We start from the raw sequence: 18,709 nt of genomic DNA, 5'->3' as shown, positions 1-18,709 counted from the left end.
TCGTACCGCTGTTATCAGCGTCAATAGCCGGATATCCGGATGATATCGGGCTGAAAACCGGCTTCAGTAGCCTCTCCCTTTGTAAGCGGACGATCAGGTCGGCTCCCTTTCACCTCACCACTGACACCCTGGAGACGAGGATGCTCTTTACCGAAGGCTCGGTGGCCCTGGTAACAGGCGGGTCGCGCGGAATCGGGCGGGCGGTGGCGCTCGATCTGGCCAGGGAAGGCGCTCACGTCGTGGTCAACTACCTGCGCGCCGAGCAGGATGCCAAGGACCTCGTCGCCCAGATCGAGCAGGAGGGTGGCGGCGCGACGGCCGTACAGGCCGACGTCACCAAGGAGGAGGAGGTCCAGCAGCTCTTCCGCGGCCTGCGCTCCGACTTCGGCCGGCTGGACGTGCTGGTGACCAGCGCGGGCATCACCCGCGACCGGCACCTCGTCGCCATGAGCCTTGCGCAGTTCCGCGAGCCGATGGACGTCAACGTCACCGGCACCTTCCTGAGCTGCCGGGAGGCTCTCCGGATCATGCAGCACCAGCGGCGCGGCTCGATCGTGACGCTGTCGTCGGTCAGCGGGCTCGACGGTGGCTTCCCCGGCCAGACGAACTACGTGGCGTCCAAGGGGGCGATCATCGCCTTCAGCAAGGCGCTGTCCTACGAGGCGGCGCCGCACGGTGTCCGGGTCAACGTGGTGGCCCCTGGCTTCGTCGCCACCGACATGACCCGCAGCGTTCCCGCCCAGATCAGGAAGCAGTACGAGTCCCGCATCCGGCTGGGCCGGATGGGCAGGCCCGAGGAGATCGCGTCGATCGTGAGCTTCCTCGCCTCGGACAAGGCCTCGTACGTCACCGGAGAGGTGATGGTCGCCCACGGCGGCGGCCTGGGCTGAGCCTGTCATCAAAAGCACGAGCTTCGACAGCACGAGCACGGAGGAAAGATGACCATCGACGAGCTGCGCGCCAGGGCTGCCCAGCGTCAGCAGGCGTGTGACCAGATCAAGAAGATGATCGTGAACCGGCTGGATCTGGAGATCGAGCCGAACTGGATCACCGACGACCAGCCCCTGTTCGGCCGCGGCCTTGAGCTGGACAGCCTGGACATCCTTGAGCTCTACGTCGCGATCGAGGCGGAGTTCGGGGTGGCCCTCTACGACAGCGAGATGGCGGTCTTCGGCTCGGTGTCCCGGCTCGCGGAGACGATCAAGCCCGAACTGCGAGCGGCAGCCGCGGTATGACCGTTGCCCAGTCGTCCAGGGAATCGCTCAGCCTGAACAACGACCAGATCAGGGAGCTGATCCCGCATCGCTGGCCGATGCTGCTGCTCGACCGCGTCGACAAGGTCGAGCCGGGCGTCAAAGGCACCGCGATCAAGAACGTCACCGGGACCGAGATCTGGTTCCAGGGGCATTTCCCCGACGAGGCGATCCTGCCGGGCGTCGTGGTCATCGAGGCGATGGCCCAGCTCGCCGGAGTGGTCTTCTCGCTCACCGGGACAAGCAAGATCAGTTACTTGGCGGGGGTCAGGTCGATGCGCTTCCGCCGCCGGATCGTCCCCGGTGACCAGCTGGTCCTGACCGCGGAGCGGAGCGCGGGCGGCAGAGGCTTCGGGGAGTACCGGGTCTCGGCGCGGGTGGACGGGAACATCGCCGCCGAAGGAATCATCACGATCGCCGACCCGGCGGCCGGCAGCACTCATGGAGAGGTGTGAGAAATGGATTCCGTGCTCGCGAACGCGCACCCGGAGGAGACCGTCTTCGGCGAGGTGCTGGACGTGACCGTCCCACTGCGCTTTTCGACGCCGGCCGAGGAGTACAAGGCCCTCAGGGAGCGGGCCGCGCTGCTCGACCTGAGCGGGCTCGGCCTGATCGAGATCAGCGGTGACGGCGCCGTCGACTTCGCGCAGCGGGTCCTCGCCCGCGACGTCGAGTACCTGACCTCCGAGCGCTGCATGATGAGCCTCGTCCTGGACGAGTCGGGGCAGATCGTCGACCAGGTGGTCGTGTGGGGCCGGGAGAACGGGATGTTCCTGGAGAGCTCCTGCGGCGCCGGGCCGCGCCTGCTCGAACACCTGCAGAAGCACAACGACGAGGGCGTCGACATCGTCGACCGCTCCGGCGACCTGACCATCCTGGGACTGGAGGGCCCCTACGCCTGGGGCGTGGTGGGCCGGCTGATCGACGGAGAGCTGGCCTCGCTGCCGTTCGAGGCCGTGGTGGACACGACCTGGAACGGCGTGGACATCGTGTTCGGGCGGACCGGGTTCACCAGCGAGTACGGCTACCAGATGATCGTGCCCACCGAGTCGGCCGCCGAGCTGTGGCGGCAGTCGCTGGAGCAGGCGGTGCCCGCCGGCAACGAGGCACTGGAGATCGCCATGCTGGAGGTCCGGCAGCCGGTGATCCGGCACGAGGCGACCGGCGGGGTCGACATCATCGAGGGCGGCGCCAACTGGCTCGTCGACATCACCAAGGAGTCGTTCATCGGCAAGGAGGCGGTGCTGGAGGCGTTCAACGGCTCCGTCGGCCGCCGGACCCTCGGCTTCAGCGGTGGCGGGTCGGTCCCCGAGCCCGGCACCCGGGTCCTGGCCGCCGGTCAGGACATCGGCGAGGTGGTGTACGCGGTGCACAGCCTCGGGCTGGGCGCCACGCTCGGCCTGGCGCGGGTGGACGCGGAGTTCGCCGCGGCGGGTCTGCGGTTCACCGTCGGCGACGCCGAGGTCACCACGCTGACCAGCCCCTACATCACGCCCAAGAGCTGGAGCATCCCGATCATCTGATCGGTTGATCGTCGGAGAAGGAGTGAGCATGGCGTCGCGCCCCGTCGTCATCACAGGTCTGGGTGTCATCTGCGCCATCGGCCGTGACCCGGAAGAGTTCTGGCTACGGCTCATGGCCGGCCAGGGTGGTGTCACCCCGGTCGACGACGAGGCGTTCGCCGTGTTCACCGCCCGGTACGCGGGTCAGGTCCCCACCGAGTGGATCGTCGGGCAACTGCCGGACTCCGACGCCGCCCTGGACCGCACCGCCCAACTGGCCCTCATCGCGGCACGTCAGGCCGTCGGCCAGGCGGGGCTGTCGGCGGACGACGTCGAGGCCGACCGGTTCGGGCTGGTACTCGGCAAGTGCCAGGCGACCCCCGACGCGGCGGGCCGCTACCAGCCCATGCACCGCACCGGCGACGTGGTGGCCGGGCGGCTGGGCATGCGCGGGCCGCGCATCCTGGTGTCGACCGCGTGCGCGGCCGGCGGCAACGCCGTCGGCCTGGCCAAGGACAAGATCCTCACCGGTGAGGCGGACGTGGTGCTGGCCGGTGGCGTCGACCCGCTGCTGTTCGGGACCTACGCCGGATTCGCCGGGCTGCAGGCGCTCAGCACCGGACCCTGCGCGCCCTACAGCCGCTCAGACGGTCTCAACCTCGGCGAGGGCGCGGCGTTCCTGCTGCTCGAACCGCTGGACCGGGCGCTGGCCAGGGGGGCGACCCCGCTGGCCGAGGTCGCCGGGTACGGGCTGTCCGCGGACGCCTACCACGCGACCGCCCCCGACCCCACCGGCCGGGGCGGTGCGAGCGCGGTACGCCGGGCGCTGGCCGACGCGGGCATGAGCACCGACGACGTGAGCTACGTCAGCGGTCACGGCACCGGCACGCCGGCCAACGACGCGATGGAGGCCAAGGTGATGCGGGCGGTCTTCGGCGACCGCGCGCCGCGGGTGCCCACCAGCAGCATCAAGTCCTTCGTCGGTCACACCCTGGGCGCGGCCGGCGCGGTCGAGGCGGTCGCCAGCGTGCTGGCGCTCCGGCACGGCATGGCGCCGCCGACCATCGGCTTCGACGCCGACACCACGACGGACCTGGACTTCGTGCCCAACGTGGCCAGGCGGATGCCGATCGAGACCGTGGTCTCCAACAACTACGCCTTCGGCGGCAACAACGTCGCGCTCGCGCTGACCACCCCGGGTGGCGAGCGCGAGTACGAGGAGTTGCCCGACCGGCCGGTCGTGATCACCGGGCTGGGCCCGGTCAGCGGGCTGGGCACCGGGATCGCCGAGCTGGCCGAGGCACTCGCGGAGGGCCGCCAGGCCGTCGGCCGGGCGCCCTCGCTGGAGGGACGGACGTTCGCGCCCCGCTCGCTCTGGCGGCACATGAACCACCTGTCCAGGATGGCGATCGCGGCCTCCCGGCTGGCCTGGGAGGACGCCGGGATCAAGCTGCCCAGGGCGGCGCTGGACAACGTCGGACTGATCTTCGCGACCGCGGCGGGCTCGGTGGAGAGCACCGGCGGATTCGACGAGAGCGTCGCGGTCGACCCGAACAAGCCGGCCGTGCTGAGCTTCTCCAACGTCGTGCTGAACGCCACCGGCGGCGCGGTCTGCCAGACCCTGGGCCTGCGCGGCCCGACCACCACGATCTGCAACGGCGAGGCCTCGGCCTCGATCGCGCTGGACTGCGCCATTGAGATGATCAAGGCGGGCAAGGCGGACGTGGTGCTGGTGGTGGCGGCGGACGAGACGACGGCGGCGGTCGCTGAGGGTACGGTGGTCACCCCCTATGACCGGGAGCGCACGGGGTCCGTTCCCGGATCCGCGGCCGTGGCCATCCTGGTGGAGTCGGCCGAGCACTGCGCCGCACGCGGGGGACGCGCGTACGCGCGGATCCTGGGCAGCGGCCACGCCGGCACCGGGGAGCAGGGCGAGCGGGAGTCGATCAGGCGCAGCCTGGCAGGCCTCTCCGCGGGGAAGGCCGGTCTGGTCGTCGGCGCGGGTACCGGCGGCCGGTACGACGCCGACGAGGCGGCGGTCCTGCTCGAACTGGTGCCGGACGGCCTGCTCACCACCTCGGTCGGGCAGACCGGCGACTGCCAGGCGGCCTCGGGCGCGATGAACCTCGCCGTGGCCGCCCTGGCGATCCGCGACGGGATCGCCCCCGCGCTGCACGGCCTGGAACACCCGTACGCCGGTGAGGTGGAGTCCTACGTCAGGAAGCCGCACCTGTCGGAGGCGGTCGAGCAGGCGCTGGTGCTGACCGCGGCGGCCGACTCGGTGCGCGGCGCCGTCCTGCTGGGGGCGATGCCATGAAACCGGCCCCGGAGGCCGGCCCGGAGACCGATCGGCTGCCGACCACCACCCGGTCCGTCCGGCGGCGGCTCGACCTTGACCGGTCTGTGCCACGTGAGGAGGCCGGCCCGCCGTTCGACGTCCCGGAGACCGATCGGCTGCTGACCACCACCCGGTCCGTCCGGCGGCGGCTCGACCTTGACCGGCCGGTGCCGCGCGAGGTCGTGGAGGAGGCCCTGGAGGTCGCCGTCCAGGCCCCGACCGCCAACAACCAGCAGCACTGGCGCTGGCTGGTGGTCACCGAGCCCGCCATCAAGGAGAAGCTCGCCGAGCTGATGCGGGTCTCCTGGAACTTCCATCGCAACGACGTATGGACCAGCGCCGGCCGCAGAAGGAACAGCGAGGCGGCACGGCGGAACAACGCCTCGGTGGTCGCGCTGGCCGAGGGGATCGCGAGGGTGCCCGTCCTGGTCATCCCCTGTGTGCTCGGCCGGCCGCCGGACATCGCGGCCATCGACGCCGCCTGGGAGCGGCAGATGGCGGCCAAGCCCGCGGAGGACACCGGACACGAGGTGCGGCTCGGCGCCATGCGGGCGAGCACCTTCTACGGCTCGATCTTCCCGGCGATCTGGTCCTTCCAGCTGGCACTGCGCAGCCGGGGTCTCGGCAGCACGATCACCTGCATGCACGTGCCCTTCGAGCGGCAGGTGGGCGAACTGCTCAACATCCCGTCCGGGGTCACCCAGGTGTGCATGGTGCCGGTCGCCTACACGATCGGTACCGACTTCCGACCGGCGAAGCGGTACCGAGCCAGAGAACGCACGTATTGGGAAGGGTGGCAGGCATGACCGTTGAGTACGCCGATGTCGTCGTCGTCGGTGGCGGAATCGCGGGCGCGTCCGCGGCCAGCAAGCTGGCCGCGGGTGGCCTGTCGGTCGTCTTGCTGGAGAAGCAGAAGGTCTACCAGGACCTGGTGCGCGGCGAGTGGCTGGCGCCCTGGGGCGTTCGGGAGGCACAGCTGCTCGGCGTCGCCGACTGCTTCGCGGCGGGTGGCGCCTGGGAGATCCGCGAGTGGATGACCTGGGACGAGGCCATTCCCGCGGACGAGGTCGAGGCCATCGACATGACCCGGTCGATGCCCGAGGTCGGCGGCCCGCAGTCGTTCCCGCACCACGCGGTGTGCGAGCTGATGGCGGCGCAGGCGGCGGAGTACGGCGCCAGGCTGGTGATGGACGCGGCCAAGATCAAGGTCACCCCCGGCGCGGAGCCGAGGGTCACCTACCTCGACAACGACACCGAGCACGAGATCAGGACCAGGATGGTGCTCGGCGCCACCGGCCGGGTCGGCAACGTCGGCCGGCAGATCGGTGTCTCGATGAGCGGCTCCGTGCACCACTGGGGCGGCGGCATGATGGTCGAGGGGCTGGACGACTGGCCCTCCGACGTGCAGGCGATGGGCACCGAGGGCGACGTCATGTTCATGGTGTTCCCGCAGGGCTTCGGCCGGGCGCGGCTCTACCTCAACCTCGCGACCGGCACCCAGCACCGCTACCGCGGACCCGACGCGGTGCGGAACTTCCTGAACGCCTTCGAGCTCAACTGCCTGCCCGACCGGGGCAAGGCGGTGACCCAGGCGATCCCCGCCGGGCCGCTGGCGGTCTGGCCGTCGATGACGCTCATCCCCGACGGGCCGCCGCTGACCGATGGGGTCGTGCTGATCGGCGACGAGGCGGGAAACGGCGACACCGTACTGGGCACCGGCCTCTCGTGCAGCATGCGCGACGCCAGGACCGTCGCCGACATCCTGCTGGAGAGCGACGACTGGTCGGTGGGGGCCTTCGACCCCTACCTGAAGGAGCGCAAGGCACGGATGGACCGCCTGAACTTCGGCGCGGCCATCATCAGCAAGCTGTACGCGGAGTTCGGGCCCGAGGCCACCGAGCGGCGCAGGCGCGCCCGCCGGTTGATGTCGCAGAACGTCGCACTGCAGGTGACGGGGCTTTTGAACATGGTGCCCCCGGAGGATGTGCCGGAGTTCGGCTTCAGTGAGTTCTTCGCCGAACGGTTGTTTAGGGAGACCGCATGAGCATGGAATCGTTGGTCAACAGGACGCTGCACGTCAACGGCGTCGACATCGCGTTCGTCGACCAGGGCGAGGGCGATCCGGTGGTCCTGCTGCATGGATTCCCGGACTCCTCCTACCTGTGGCGTCACCAGATACCGGCGCTGGTCGAGGCGGGCTTCCGGGTCATCGCCCCGGACCTGAGAGGGTTCGGCGAGTCCGGCAAGCCGCAGGAGATCGAAGCCTACGACATGCAGACGATCGTCAACGACGTCGTCGAACTGACCCTGGCACTGGGCATCCGCAAGGCGCACCTGGTCGGTCACGACTGGGGTGCGGCCATCGCGTGGATGTACTCGTTCCTGATGCCCCGCAGGGTCGACCACCTGGCCGTGCTGTCGGTCGGTCACCCGGGGGTGTTCTCCACCCCGACGCTGGAGCAGCGGGCGGCCTCCTGGTACATGCTCTTCTACCAGTTCCCCGGGGTGAGTGAGACGCTGCTGCGCCGCAACGGGTGGCGGCTGTTCAAGCAGATCATGGGGCGCGAGGGCGACCACACCCGCTACCTGCGCGACCTGGCCCGCCCCGGCGCGCTGACCGCCGGTCTGAACTGGTACCGGGCCAACCGCTCGCCGGAGTCCGAACTCCGTCCCGAGCGGCCCTTCCCGCCGGTGCTCGCCCCCACGCTGGGCATCTGGTCGGCCGGTGACAAGGCCATGATGGAGGAGGGCATGACCGGCTCCGCCAAGTACGTCAAGGGCCCCTGGCGCTACGAGCGGATCGAGGACGCCAGTCACTGGATCCCCCTCGACGCCCCCGAGCAGGTCAACAAGCTGCTGATCGGCTTCCTGGGCACCGAGAAGCCGGCCGAGGCGGCCAACCGCCGCAGGCGGCGGCTCTAGCCGGGGGACAGGGGGATCTCATGCTCGGGTTCCTGTTTCCAGGACAGGGCACGGTCCGCGTCGGCATGGGCGCCTGGCTGCGCCGCAAGCCGGTGGCCGCGGAGGTGTTCGCCCAGGCGGACGAGCTACTCGGGCAGCCGATCTCGCCGCTCTGCGCCAAGGGGCCGCTGGACCGCCTGGTCGCCACCGAGCACGCCCAGCCGGCGGTGACCGTGTGCAACCTGGCGGCGCTGGCCGTGCTGCGCGCCGACGGGCACGAACCCGGCCTGGTCGCGGGGCACAGCGTCGGCGAGCTCAGCGCGCTGTACGCGGCGGGCGTGCTCGATCTGGCGGGCACGCTCCGGCTGGTGGAGATCCGTTCCCGGCTGATGGCCGAGGTCGGGGTGACGGGCGGGATGAGCGCGGTCATGGGGCTGGCGGTCGAGGAGGTCGAGGCGCTGGCCGCCGAGGCCGCCGCCGCGGACGAGCCGCTCGTCGTGGGCCTGGAGAACGCGCCGGGCCACGTGGTGGTCTCCGGCGCCCTGCCCGCGATCGAGCGGCTGGGCAAGCTGGCGAGCGGCGCCCGCAAGATCGTGCCGCTCCAGGTCAGCAACGCCTTCCACTCCCCGCTGATGGCCCCGGCGGTACCCGGCTGGCGGGAGGCGGTGCGCGCCGCGCCGATGGCGCCGCCCCGCGTCCCGGTCGTGCCCAACGTCACCGCCGAACCCACCATGGATCTGGACGTGATCAGGGAGGCGCTGATCACCCAGCTCACCGGGCGGGTGCGGTGGACCGAGACGGCACTGCGGACCACCACGACCACGCTCTGTGTCGAGGTGGGCGACAGCAAGGCGCTCGCCGGGCTGTCGCGCGGCGTCGGCGCCCGCTGCCTGAGCATGACCGATCCCGGCACGCCGCGGCGGCTGGCCCAGGAGCGGGGCGCGTGAGCCGGTGGGGCTGCGCCATGGTCTCCTTCGCCGGGCTCTCCCGGCCGAAGGAGCTCCTCGGCGAGATGCGGCTGGAGCAGGTCTACACCCGCCCGGAGCGTCTGCGGTCGGGTACGGGCCGCACCCTCCAGCACTGGGCGGGCCGCCTCGCGGCCAAGCGGGCGGTGCTGCGCCTGCTGGACGTCGCGGAGACCGCCGAGCATCTCGGCCAGGCGGAGGTGCTGCCCCGGCCCACCCCGATGTGCTCCCGGAGTGCGGTCTGCCTGCACGGGCACCCGCCCGACGTACGGCTGAGCGGTGCCCTCGCCGACGCGGCGGGGGGCAGGGAGCGGATCCGGATATCCATCAGCCACACCGCCGCCTGCGCGCTGGCGGTCGCGCTGGTCTCGGCGCGGCTCCCCGAAGACGACCACCTCGATGGGGTTTGACGATGAGGTTCGACGGTGAGGCCTGACATGGACATGCGACAGATCGCGGAAAGCCACCTGAAGGCCTGGCAGAGCGGGGACGCCGAGGCCGTGGCCGCGTCGGTGGACGCCTTCGACGATCCGGACACGGCGGGCCCGCTGAGCGGGGACGCGCTGGCCGCCCACGCGGGCGAGGTGCTGGCCCGGTTCGGCAACCTGCGCCTCCACGTCGAGCACCTGGCCGCCACCGAGGAGTTCGCCATGCTCTCCTGGACGCTGGAGGCCGACCACCGCGCCCCCTACCTGGCCATGCCCGCCGTCGGCAGGCCCGTCCGCGTCACCGGGACCGACCTGCTGGTCAGGGACGGTGAGACGGTGCGCGTCCAGCGGTGCTTCGACCGGCTGGCCGTCGCCGCCGCGCTGGGATTCGAGGCGAGGTTCGTGCCCGAGGCCGACGAGGAGCGGGAGTTCGGGGTGAGCACGCGGACCACCCTGGGACGTACCGCGCGTCCCGGCGCCCTGGCGCTGACCTGGCTGGAGGTCGACGACGGCGCGCAGGCGGCCGAGGTCGACCTGCTCAGCGTGGAGGTCGTCAAGGCGCTGCGCGCCTCGAAGGGATTCCTCGGCGCCTCGACCTTCGACATCGGCAGGCGCAAGTTCACCCTGAGCGCCTTCGACCGCCCGGAGTCCGTCCGCGCCGTACACGGCCGGCCCCACCAGCGGGCGATGCGGCGCTTCTTCAAGGGCGGACTGTGCACCCGGGCGCTCACCAGCATCTGGCTGCCGGCCACGGTCCGCGAATACGCTCGCTGTCCCGACTGCGAGACCGTCTTCTCCACAGACGAGGGCGCGGCCTGCGGTTGTGGCTGGATTCCCGAGCGCGAATCCCTATTGTGACTGGAGTGCGATCTTGCCCACCCCCTCCCCCTGGTCCCCCTTCACCGCCGAGCACCGGCTTGACGACGGTGACCGGCCAACCGTGGTGTTCATGTCCGCCCTGTTCGCCGGAGGCTGGATCTGGGATCATCCCTACCGGCGGCTGGAGAGCGCCGGCTGGCCGGTGCTCCGCACCAACGAGCCCATCTGCGCGCTCGACAGCAAGATCGTCGGTTCGATCGAACGACTCGGCGACGTGCTGCTCGAGGTCTGTGACGCCGCGGGGGTCAAGGACATCATCATCTGCGCCAACTCCCTCGGCGGCCTGGTCGCGATCGACCTGGCGGGCCGCTTTCCCGAGCGGGTACGCGGCATCGTGGTGAGCGGGGCCCCCGGCCTGACCCCCGACCCCGACGTCGGCCTGAGCTTCGACCGCAGGGCGAGCGTGCAGCCCGCGGGCGAGGAGTTCCGCGACCGCATGCTGAGCGCCCTGTTCCACGGCGAGCCGCTCTTCACCGAGGAGCAGCTGGAGGCGACCGCCACCCTGCTGCGGCACCCGCCCGCGATGGTGAGCATGGCCCGCAGCATCAAGGCCACCCGCGTCTACAAGGTGCTGCCGGCCATGGACAAGGTGACCTGCCCTTCGATGTACGTGTGGGGGGAGTACGACCGGATGACCCCGGTCGACGCCTGGGTGAAGGCCCTGGCCGGCTACCCGCAGTACGAGATGGTCCTGGTCGGGGAGTGCGGGCACATCCCGATGATCGAGCGCGCCGACGAGTACTCGGCCTGCCTCGACCGGTTCCTGGCACCCTTCGTCGAGGCGGCCGGGACGGCCGGGGTGTCCGCGTGACCCGCTCGGCGGTCCTGGTGGGCGTGGACATCGTGGAGACGGACCGGATCGCCAGGACCGTCTCCGACGGCGGCGCCGCCTACGGCAGGCGGGTCACCACGCCCGCCGAGCGGGAACTGCACGCCGGCTCGCCTCTCGCGGACGCCGCCTCGTTCGCGGTCAAGGAGAGCTTCATCAAGGCGGTGGGCGGCCGGCCGGCCGGATTCGACTGGCACGACTTCGAGGAGCGGGGCGAGGAGCAGCGGTGGGCCACCCCGCTGCTGGCCGAGGCGGCGTCGGCCCTGGGCGCGTCCACCGAGCTGACACTGACCACGGGCGCGTCGTACACCATCAGGGGCGCCAGCCGCCGCGCCGCCCTGGCCCGGCTGGCGCCACAGGAGAATGACGCCCCGGTGGCCGGCGCGGCCCGGTGGGGCCTGAGCGCGGGACTGCTCGTCGCGCTGGCGATAGTGACCGTCGATTCCAAGGGAGCATTGTGATGTCGCTTGTCCAGGCGGAGGGGGAGACCTTCGTCAAACCCGGAGAGTCGATCCAGCGAGCGCTCGACGAGGCGGGGCCGGGAGCGACCATCCGCCTGACCGAGGGGACCTACGCCGAGAGCCTGTGGATCAGGCACAGCGGGGTCACCCTGGCCGGTGAGGGACCGGAGCTGACCAGGCTGGTTCCCGGCGCGGCGGCGGAGGTGGGCATCCCGCAGCTGCACGACGCGTCGGAGGACGTGGTCAGCGGCATCAGCGTGCACGGTGACGGCATCCGCGACGTCACCGTACGCGGGCTGGCGGTGAGCGGCTTCTCCGGCTCCGGCGTCTACGCGCACACGGTCCAGGGGCTCGTCGTCGAGGACGTCGAGGCGCGGGACAACGACTTCTGGGGCATCTACGTCCGCGAGTCCAGCGGCGTCGAGGTGCTGCGCTGCCGGGCCTCGGGGAGCCAGTACGCGGGCATCGCGCTGAGCTTCTGCCCCGAGGCGAACGCGCTGGTCGCGGAGAACGAGACCTCCGCCAACGCCTTCGGGATCTTCGTCGACAACTCCTCGAAGGCGCGGATGCTGCGCAACACCTGCCACGGCAACTCCGCCGGGCTGCTCCTGCTCAACCAGACCTACGAGGGCGAGCTGCCGGGCGGGGTGAACGACTGCCTGGTGGCGGAGAACGAGCTCCGCGGCAACGGGCTGCTCAGCGGGGAGGGCAACCCGAACGGCCTCGGTGAGGCGGGCCCGCCGATCTCCGGGGTGGGCCTCGCGCTGATCGGCGCCCACCGCGTCACCGTGGTGGGAAACCGGATCCACGACAACCACCCGAGCGGCCCCTCGGTCATGGGCGGGGCGTTCGTGCTGGGATCGTCCAAGGACTGGGGAGGCGACGAGTCCCTGGACAACCACATCTCCTGGAACCGGATCACCGGCAACACCCCGCTCGACGTCCAGGTCGACGCCGACTTCACCCGGCAGGGGTTCGCCAACAACGTGGCGAACGCCACCGCGCCCGACACGATCGAGGGCTGCGCCGCCGAGGAAAGCCGATGACGGCCACCCTGAGCTGTACGGGGCTGAGCAAGAGGTACGGCGACATCCTCGCCGTACAGGACGTCGGCTTCTTCATCGAGAAGGGGGAGGCCTACGGCCTGCTCGGTCCCAACGGGGCGGGCAAGACCACCGCGATCTCCATACTGGTGGGCCTGCTGCAGCCGGACGCGGGGAGCGTACAGGTCTGTGGCCACGATCTCGCGACCGCTCCGCTCGCGGCGAAGGCGAAGATCGGTTACGTCCCGCAGGAGATCGCGCTCTACCCCGACCTGACCGGCCGGGAGAACCTGCGCTTCTTCGGCAGGCTCTACGGGCTGCCCCGGCGGGAGCTGGCGAAACGGATCGACGAGGTGCTCGACTTCGTCGGCCTGTCGGACCGGGCGGACGGAAAGATCGACACCTACTCGGGCGGGATGAAGCGCCGGATCAACATCGGCGCGGCCCTGCTGCACCGGCCGGAGGTGCTCATCCTGGACGAGCCGACGGTCGGGGTGGACCCGCAGAGCCGCAAGGCCATCCTGGACGGGGTCGAGCAGCTGGTGGCCGACGGCATGAGCCTGCTGTACACCTCGCACTACATGGAGGAGGTCGAGCGGGTCTGCAAGCGCATCGGGATCATCGACCACGGCAAGGTCATCGCCGAGGGCACCCGCAAGGAACTCGTCTCCACCCTCGGTAGCGCGGACCGGGTCGAGCTCGTCCTCGACGGCGACCTGGATATCGCGACCGACAAGCTGCGCGCGGTGGAGGGGGTCACCGAGGCGGTGCGGGCGGGTACCTCGTCCATCCGGCTGATCGTCAACGAGGGAAGTCACCTGTTGCCCACCCTCATCGCCGCGGTGCGGGGCATCGCCGTCGTGACGGCCGTCGAGGTCATCGAACCCGACCTTGAGGCCGCGTTCCTGCACCTCACCGGCAACAAGCTGCGGGACTGACGATGCTGAGAGCTCTTTTCGTGGTGAGCCGTCTCGAACTGCGCGCCAGGTTCATGGACGGTACCGCGGTGCTGACCGCCCTGCTCGCCCCCATCGTGCTGGCCTCGCTGTTCGGGTTCGCCCTCGGCGGGGACGATCCGCCCCTGCGCGCCACCGTGGGCTTCGTCGATCTCGACGGCGGGGAGTTCCCCTCCAGCGTGCGCCGGGAGGTGCTGTCGGCCAAGGAACTCGACGGCATGCTGACCCTGCGCGACTTCACGACGGAGAAGGACGCGCAACAGACCCTCGACGACGGGGACATCGGCGCGGCGATCGTGTTCCCCTCGGGGTTCAGCCAGGACGTCGGCGCCGGGCGCGGGGGGAAGGTCACCGTGCTCACCTCCCCGGAGACGCCGCTGGCCGGAGTGGTCGCGAGCAGCATCGTCGACCGGATCTCCGCCCTGGTGGACGCCCGCACCCTCGCGGTCAAGGCGTCCCTGGACGCCGGCGTCTCCGCGGACAAGGTCAAGGAGTTCGTCGAGCGCAACGGCGCGAGCGGCCCGGCGCTGACCCTGGAGAGCGACCCCATGGCGGGCGGAAAGGTCGACCTGTCGGTCTACTACGGCTCCGGCATGGCCGCGCTCTTCGCCTTCTTCGTGGTGGGCACCTCGGTCAGGAGCCTGCTCACCGAGCGCAACCTCGGCACGCTCAACCGGATGCGTGCCGCGCCCATCCGGCCGTGGATCCCGATCGTGGGCAAGGGGGTGGTCGGCTTCCTGCTGGCACTGGTCAGCGTCTGCGCCGTCTGGGCCTCCTCGGTGCTGCTGTTCGGGTCCACCTGGGGTGATCCGCTCGCGGTGTTCGCGCTCTGGACCGCGCACGTGCTGGCCGCCGCCGCGATCACCATGCTGGTGGCCAGCAGGGCGAAGACCGACTCCCAGGCCGACGGGCTGATCATGGGCGTCTCCTTCGTCTTCGCGTTCCTGGGCGGCAGCCTGGTGCCGATGTACAACCTGCCGGACTTCCTGCAGAAGGTGGCGTTGTTCACCCCGAACGGCTGGACGTCGACGGGACTGACCGAGCTCGCCGGTGGCGGCGGGGGCCTGGCGACGGTCGCCGGCCCGATCGCCGCACTCTGCGGGATGGCACTCGTGGCCGGCGGCGTCGCCGCCTTCGGCTTCCGGAGAGGACTACTCGGATGAGCCCGAGCCCGGTCAGAGCCCTGGTGGCGGCCAACCTGCGCCGGCACTCCCGCGACAAGGTGGGGCTGTTCTTCATGGTGGTCATGCCGTTCGTGACCATCCTCTTCGTCGGGATGGCCCTGGGCGGAAGCGCGTCCGGACAGGATCGGATACCGGTCGGGGTGGTCGCGCAGGACTCCGACCCGGTCGCGACGGCCGTACTGCGCCGGCTGGAGACCAACCCCGACCTCGCGATCGAGCGGATGGACGCCGAGGAGCAGGTGCGGTCCGGCGTGCGGACCGGCGCCCTCGCCGCCGGCCTGCTGATCCCGCCCGGGTCCACCGACCTGGAACTGGTCATGACCCAGACCAACGGCAGCGGCATGGCGGCACGAGGCATGATCGACGTCGCGGTCGGCAAGGTGGCCGCGGTGCTCGAAGCCGTGCGGGCGGCCGAGGCGGCGGGCGCGTCCCCGGCCGAGGCCGAGGCTCTGGTACGCAAGGCCCAGACCGAGTCGGCCCAGGTGGCGGTGAGCACCAGTGGCGCCGCGGAGAGCTCCACGCCCCGCGGATTCGCCTACACCGCACCCGCCAACGTGCTGCTGTTCACCTTCGTCAACTCCATGGCGGTCGCCGCGGCCCTGGCCGAGAGCCGCAGGCTGGGCATGATCCGCCGTTCCCTCGCCGGGCCGGTGCGGGAGCGCTCGGTGCTGCTCGGAGAGGTGCTGAGCAGGCTCATCATCGCCATCGTGCAGGCCTGCCTGATCATGGTGGTGAGCACGCTGATGTTCGACGTGTCGTGGGGAGACCCGCTGGGCGTCGCCGCGGTCGTCGGCTCGTTCTGCCTGGTGTCCACCGGCGCCGCGGTGCTGGTCGGCAGCCTGGTGCGGTCGCCCTCCCAGGCCCCCGCGATCGGGCCTCCGCTGGGCATCGTGCTCGGCATGCTGGGCGGCTGCCTGTGGCCGCGCGAGGTCGCGGGCGAGACCCTGAACATGATCGGCTACCTGGTCCCGCACGGCTGGGGGATGGACGCGCTGATCACGCTGACCAAACCGGGCAAGGGGCTGGGCTCGGTCCTGGTCGAGGTGGCCGTACTGCTCGGGATGGCGGTGCTCCTGCTGGGCATCTCGCTCGTGGTGTTCCGCAAGCGCATGCGCACATCCAACTGACCGAACGCGGCACTGGGGAAAAGGGGCGGCGAATGCGCATCCTGGTGACCGGCGGGGCCGGTCTCACCGGCTCCCGTCAGGTGTGCGCGCTCGCGCGCGGTGCCTCGGTGGCCGCGCCGGAGACCATGCCGGAGACCGTTACCGCGCGCCGGTGCCGGGGCGGCCGAGCCCGCGCCACGGACCCGGTGGTCCGCACATGAAGGGCATCGTGCTGGCCGGGGGCTCGGGCACCCGGCTCCGGCCGCTGACCACGATCACCTCCAAGCACCTGCTGCCGGTCTACAACAAGCCGATGGTCTACTACCCGCTCTCGGTGCTGATGCTGGCCGGAATCCGGGAGATCCTGCTGATCAGCACCCCCGAGCACCTGCCGGGCTTTCGGACGCTGCTCGGCGACGGCTCCCGGCTGGGCCTGCGCCTGAGCTATGCCGTCCAGACCGCGCCCCGCGGGCTGGCCGACGCCCTGGTGGTCGGCGGGGAGTTCGTGGGCGACGACCGGCTGGCCCTCATCCTCGGCGACAACATCTTCTACGGCCACGAGCTCCCCTCGGTGCTCCGCGACGAGGTCGGCAAGCTCGACGGCTGCACGGTCTTCGGCTACCCGGTCGCCGATCCCGAACGGTACGGGGTGGCGGTCATCGGCGAGGAGGGCCGGCTGATCGACATCGAGGAGAAACCGGCCCGGCCCCGGAGCAACCTCGCCGTCACCGGTCTCTACCTCTACGACAACGTCGCGCTGCGCTATGCCGCGGAGCTGACCCCTTCGGCGAGGGGCGAGTTGGAGATCACCGACCTCAACCGGCGCTTCCTCGCCGAAGGCCGCGCCAGGCTGGTCAACCTGGGCCGGGGTACGGCCTGGCTGGACACCGGCACGCCGGACAGCCTGCTGGAGGCCGGGGTCTTCGTGCAGGTGCTGGAGAAACGGCAGGGCGTGCAGATCGCCTGCCTGGAGGAGGTGGCCTACCGGATGGGTTACATCGACGACCACGGGCTCCGCGAGCTGATCGGCCGCGCCGGATCCGTGACGGAGGAGGGGCGCTACCTGGTCCGGGTGCTGGAGGCCTCCATCTGAGCGGCGGTGTCGCGCCACCCGCTTCGTTCCGGCCGGAGGGCAGGGGACACCACCGGATCGACGAGGCCCGCGTGAGCCGCTTCCCGGCCGGCTGAAGGAGAACCACGATGGCGGACGGCGGGCGCTACTCCAAGGCTCTGCCGCCCCTGCTCGTGGACCCGTGTGACGAGCACTAATAGATATACATCAATATAGACCAAAGTTGACATAGGCAACTGTCTATGTCGGGAGGGGGAGCGATGGAGCCGATGGAGCTTCTGGAGTGCGGCCCGCCGCTGGCCCGAGAGTCGCTGAACGCCGAGCAGGCCGCGGGGGTGGCGCGGGTCTTCAAGGCACTCGGCGATCCGGTGAGGCTGCGCGTCCTGTCGATCGTGGCCAGCCGCGCCGGTGGCGAGGCCTGCGTCTGCGACATCACCGCGGCCTTCGAGGTCTCCCAGCCGACGATCAGCCACCACCTCAAGGTTCTCAAGGAGGTCGGCCTGCTCACCTCCGAACGCCGCGCCTCCTGGGTCTACTACCGCGTCGTCCCCGAGCCCCTGACGGACCTGTCGGCCCTGCTGAACATCCCGGCCGAGGCCTGACCGGCGTCGCCGCCCGCATCTCGTCAGCGGGCCCCGTGCCGGGCGACCGGGGCACGCCTAGCATGGAGGTATGCGCACCGATCCGGTGACGTTGTTCCTCTGCGGGGACGTCATGCTCGGCCGCGGCGTCGATCAGATCCTTCCGTACCCCGGTGACCCGACGCTGCAGGAGAGCCATGTCCGTGACGCTCGGACATATGTCGATCTCGCGGAGGCGGTGAACGGCCGAATTCCCCGGCCGGTCGGCTTCTCCTGGCCGTGGGGGGATGCCCTGGGGGTGCTGGCGGAGGTCGCGCCCGATGTCCGGGTGGTGAACCTGGAGACGAGCGTCACCCGGAGCGATGATTTCGAGGCGGGGAAGGCCGTGAACTACCGGATGAGTCCAGCCAACCTTCCCTGTCTGCTGGTCGCCCGGCCCGACGTCTGCGTGCTGGCGAACAACCACGTCATGGACTTCGGCCGACGAGGTCTGGAGGAAACGCTCGACGCCCTGGCCGACGCGGGACTGCGAGCGGTGGGGGCGGGCCGGGAGGCGGACGAGGCGCGGCGACCCGCGATCGTCACCGTCGAGGGTGGCGGGCGGGTCCTGATCCTCTCCTGCGGGACGGAGTCCAGCGGCATTCCGCCGGAATGGGCGGCGGCCCCGGATCGCGGGGGTGTCGATTTCGTCCCGGAGCTGTCGGAGACCGCCGCGGCCGAGGTGGCCGGCCGGGTGCGGCGGGTGAAGCGCCCCGGTGACGTCGCGGTCGTCTCCATCCATTGGGGCTCCAACTGGGGTTACCACGTTTCCCGAGATCAGCGGCGCTTCGCGCACCGCCTGGTCGATGGCGGTGTCGACGTGGTGCACGGGCACTCCTCGCACCATCCCCGGCCCGTCGAGGTCTACCGAGGCAAGCTCATTCTGTACGGCTGCGGTGACCTCGTCGACGACTACGAGGGCATCACCGGCTATGAGGAGTACCGGGACGATCTTCGGCTGCTGTACTTCGTGTCGGTGGAGCCGGAGTCGGGCAGGACGGCCGGTTTGCGGATGGTGCCCATGCGGGCCTGTCAGATGCGCCTCCAGCACGCCTCAGTCGAGGACTCCGAATGGCTGCGGGCGGTTCTCGACCGGGTCGGCCGTGACCTCGGATCACGAGTCGACCTGGAGCCGGACGGCGCCCTCGCGCTCCGGCGGACGTAGGCGGGGC

Annotated in this window: 21 protein-coding genes; all 21 read left to right on the top strand. The window is 70.8% G+C overall.

Annotated elements, in window-relative coordinates:
* The first annotated feature begins 140 nt into the window (after positions 1-140).
* The 21 genes from fabG to ACWD3H_RS25675 all read left to right on the top strand — a co-directional run bounded on the left by fabG (position 141) and on the right by ACWD3H_RS25675 (position 18,702).
* The gene (fabG, locus tag ACWD3H_RS25775) at positions 141-890 is read left to right on the top strand and encodes a 3-oxoacyl-ACP reductase FabG (protein ID WP_030916371.1); all 750 of its coding nucleotides are present in this window, start codon (positions 141-143) and stop codon (positions 888-890) included.
* A 48-nt stretch (positions 891-938) separates the two neighbouring features.
* Entirely contained in the window at positions 939-1,235 is a 297-nt protein-coding gene (locus ACWD3H_RS25770; RefSeq protein WP_343964540.1) for an acyl carrier protein, read from the top strand.
* Positions 1,232-1,708, top strand: coding sequence for a 3-hydroxyacyl-ACP dehydratase FabZ (fabZ, locus tag ACWD3H_RS25765; protein ID WP_030916365.1), 477 nt, complete (start codon positions 1,232-1,234; stop codon positions 1,706-1,708). The genes ACWD3H_RS25770 and fabZ overlap by 4 nt, the downstream gene beginning before the upstream one ends.
* A gap of 3 nt (positions 1,709-1,711) precedes the next feature.
* Positions 1,712-2,776, top strand: coding sequence for an aminomethyltransferase family protein (locus ACWD3H_RS25760; RefSeq protein ID WP_451956800.1), 1,065 nt, complete (start codon positions 1,712-1,714; stop codon positions 2,774-2,776).
* 28 nt (positions 2,777-2,804) lie between these two features.
* Positions 2,805-5,072 (top strand): beta-ketoacyl synthase N-terminal-like domain-containing protein, encoded by a 2,268-nt coding sequence (locus ACWD3H_RS25755; protein WP_451956799.1) that lies wholly within the window; start codon positions 2,805-2,807, stop codon positions 5,070-5,072.
* Entirely contained in the window at positions 5,069-5,899 is an 831-nt protein-coding gene (locus tag ACWD3H_RS25750) for a nitroreductase family protein (RefSeq protein WP_451956798.1), read from the top strand. The genes ACWD3H_RS25755 and ACWD3H_RS25750 overlap by 4 nt, the downstream gene beginning before the upstream one ends.
* Positions 5,896-7,137, top strand: coding sequence for an FAD-dependent oxidoreductase (locus tag ACWD3H_RS25745; RefSeq protein ID WP_355556529.1), 1,242 nt, complete (start codon positions 5,896-5,898; stop codon positions 7,135-7,137). The genes ACWD3H_RS25750 and ACWD3H_RS25745 overlap by 4 nt, the downstream gene beginning before the upstream one ends.
* Positions 7,134-8,015 (top strand): alpha/beta fold hydrolase, encoded by an 882-nt coding sequence (locus tag ACWD3H_RS25740; RefSeq protein WP_344745556.1) that lies wholly within the window; start codon positions 7,134-7,136, stop codon positions 8,013-8,015. The genes ACWD3H_RS25745 and ACWD3H_RS25740 overlap by 4 nt, the downstream gene beginning before the upstream one ends.
* A 20-nt stretch (positions 8,016-8,035) precedes the next feature.
* Positions 8,036-8,941: an ACP S-malonyltransferase gene (locus ACWD3H_RS25735; RefSeq protein WP_451956797.1), complete on the top strand. Its 906-nt coding sequence runs from the start codon at positions 8,036-8,038 to the stop codon at positions 8,939-8,941.
* Positions 8,938-9,369 carry a holo-ACP synthase gene (locus tag ACWD3H_RS25730; RefSeq protein ID WP_350956816.1) on the top strand — a complete coding sequence of 144 codons (432 nt, stop codon included), beginning with the start codon at positions 8,938-8,940 and terminating at the stop codon, positions 9,367-9,369. Before ACWD3H_RS25735 ends, ACWD3H_RS25730 begins: the two co-directional genes overlap by 4 nt.
* Positions 9,370-9,396: 27 nt before the next feature.
* On the top strand, positions 9,397-10,245 hold the full coding sequence (locus tag ACWD3H_RS25725; protein ID WP_355556521.1) for an ester cyclase: 849 nt from the start codon (positions 9,397-9,399) through the stop codon (positions 10,243-10,245).
* Positions 10,246-10,258: 13 nt separating this feature from the next.
* A complete protein-coding gene (locus tag ACWD3H_RS25720) occupies positions 10,259-11,077 on the top strand; it encodes an alpha/beta fold hydrolase (protein ID WP_355556518.1) in 819 nt (272 codons plus the stop codon).
* Complete coding sequence (locus tag ACWD3H_RS25715; protein ID WP_355556515.1) at positions 11,074-11,556, top strand: 4'-phosphopantetheinyl transferase superfamily protein; 483 nt, start codon at positions 11,074-11,076, stop codon at positions 11,554-11,556. Before ACWD3H_RS25720 ends, ACWD3H_RS25715 begins: the two co-directional genes overlap by 4 nt.
* Positions 11,556-12,602, top strand: a complete 1,047-nt coding sequence (locus ACWD3H_RS25710; RefSeq protein WP_451956796.1) for a right-handed parallel beta-helix repeat-containing protein — start codon at positions 11,556-11,558, stop codon at positions 12,600-12,602. Before ACWD3H_RS25715 ends, ACWD3H_RS25710 begins: the two co-directional genes overlap by 1 nt.
* On the top strand, positions 12,599-13,537 hold the full coding sequence (locus tag ACWD3H_RS25705; protein ID WP_355556509.1) for an ABC transporter ATP-binding protein: 939 nt from the start codon (positions 12,599-12,601) through the stop codon (positions 13,535-13,537). Before ACWD3H_RS25710 ends, ACWD3H_RS25705 begins: the two co-directional genes overlap by 4 nt.
* Positions 13,538-13,539: 2 nt before the next feature.
* Positions 13,540-14,718, top strand: coding sequence for an ABC transporter permease (locus ACWD3H_RS25700; RefSeq protein WP_355556506.1), 1,179 nt, complete (start codon positions 13,540-13,542; stop codon positions 14,716-14,718).
* A complete protein-coding gene (locus ACWD3H_RS25695; RefSeq protein WP_451956795.1) occupies positions 14,715-15,866 on the top strand; it encodes an ABC transporter permease in 1,152 nt (383 codons plus the stop codon). Before ACWD3H_RS25700 ends, ACWD3H_RS25695 begins: the two co-directional genes overlap by 4 nt.
* A 32-nt stretch (positions 15,867-15,898) precedes the next feature.
* Entirely contained in the window at positions 15,899-16,066 is a 168-nt protein-coding gene (locus ACWD3H_RS25690) for a hypothetical protein (protein ID WP_451956794.1), read from the top strand.
* Positions 16,063-16,938, top strand: coding sequence for a glucose-1-phosphate thymidylyltransferase RfbA (rfbA, locus tag ACWD3H_RS25685; protein ID WP_355556497.1), 876 nt, complete (start codon positions 16,063-16,065; stop codon positions 16,936-16,938). Before ACWD3H_RS25690 ends, rfbA begins: the two co-directional genes overlap by 4 nt.
* Positions 16,939-17,186: 248 nt before the next feature.
* Positions 17,187-17,519, top strand: a complete 333-nt coding sequence (locus ACWD3H_RS25680) for an ArsR/SmtB family transcription factor (protein WP_451956793.1) — start codon at positions 17,187-17,189, stop codon at positions 17,517-17,519.
* Positions 17,520-17,589: 70 nt separating this feature from the next.
* A complete protein-coding gene (locus ACWD3H_RS25675; protein ID WP_451956792.1) occupies positions 17,590-18,702 on the top strand; it encodes a CapA family protein in 1,113 nt (370 codons plus the stop codon).
* Positions 18,703-18,709 lie beyond the last annotated feature (7 nt).

The sequence above is a fragment of the Streptosporangium sp. NPDC002607 genome, assembly GCF_053592655.1.
This window is presented reverse-complemented; position numbering and strand designations above follow the sequence as displayed.

Bases quoted from the DNA above. Each gene is read 5' to 3' on its own strand.
- fabZ (WP_030916365.1), top strand. From the start codon at position 1,232: ATGACCGTTGCCCAGTCGTCCAGGGAATCGCTCAGCCTGAACAACGAC.
- ACWD3H_RS25675 (WP_451956792.1), top strand. From the start codon at position 17,590: ATGCGCACCGATCCGGTGACGTTGTTCCTCTGCGGGGACGTCATGCTC.
- ACWD3H_RS25740 (WP_344745556.1), top strand. From the start codon at position 7,134: ATGAGCATGGAATCGTTGGTCAACAGGACGCTGCACGTCAACGGCGTC.
- ACWD3H_RS25725 (WP_355556521.1), top strand. From the start codon at position 9,397: ATGGACATGCGACAGATCGCGGAAAGCCACCTGAAGGCCTGGCAGAGC.
- ACWD3H_RS25770 (WP_343964540.1), top strand. From the start codon at position 939: ATGACCATCGACGAGCTGCGCGCCAGGGCTGCCCAGCGTCAGCAGGCG.
- ACWD3H_RS25760 (WP_451956800.1), top strand. From the start codon at position 1,712: ATGGATTCCGTGCTCGCGAACGCGCACCCGGAGGAGACCGTCTTCGGC.
- fabG (WP_030916371.1), top strand. From the start codon at position 141: ATGCTCTTTACCGAAGGCTCGGTGGCCCTGGTAACAGGCGGGTCGCGC.
- ACWD3H_RS25700 (WP_355556506.1), top strand. From the start codon at position 13,540: ATGCTGAGAGCTCTTTTCGTGGTGAGCCGTCTCGAACTGCGCGCCAGG.
- rfbA (WP_355556497.1), top strand. From the start codon at position 16,063: ATGAAGGGCATCGTGCTGGCCGGGGGCTCGGGCACCCGGCTCCGGCCG.
- ACWD3H_RS25710 (WP_451956796.1), top strand. From the start codon at position 11,556: ATGTCGCTTGTCCAGGCGGAGGGGGAGACCTTCGTCAAACCCGGAGAG.
- ACWD3H_RS25745 (WP_355556529.1), top strand. From the start codon at position 5,896: ATGACCGTTGAGTACGCCGATGTCGTCGTCGTCGGTGGCGGAATCGCG.
- ACWD3H_RS25695 (WP_451956795.1), top strand. From the start codon at position 14,715: ATGAGCCCGAGCCCGGTCAGAGCCCTGGTGGCGGCCAACCTGCGCCGG.
- ACWD3H_RS25690 (WP_451956794.1), top strand. From the start codon at position 15,899: ATGCGCATCCTGGTGACCGGCGGGGCCGGTCTCACCGGCTCCCGTCAG.
- ACWD3H_RS25755 (WP_451956799.1), top strand. From the start codon at position 2,805: ATGGCGTCGCGCCCCGTCGTCATCACAGGTCTGGGTGTCATCTGCGCC.
- ACWD3H_RS25750 (WP_451956798.1), top strand. From the start codon at position 5,069: ATGAAACCGGCCCCGGAGGCCGGCCCGGAGACCGATCGGCTGCCGACC.
- ACWD3H_RS25735 (WP_451956797.1), top strand. From the start codon at position 8,036: ATGCTCGGGTTCCTGTTTCCAGGACAGGGCACGGTCCGCGTCGGCATG.
- ACWD3H_RS25680 (WP_451956793.1), top strand. From the start codon at position 17,187: ATGGAGCTTCTGGAGTGCGGCCCGCCGCTGGCCCGAGAGTCGCTGAAC.
- ACWD3H_RS25705 (WP_355556509.1), top strand. From the start codon at position 12,599: ATGACGGCCACCCTGAGCTGTACGGGGCTGAGCAAGAGGTACGGCGAC.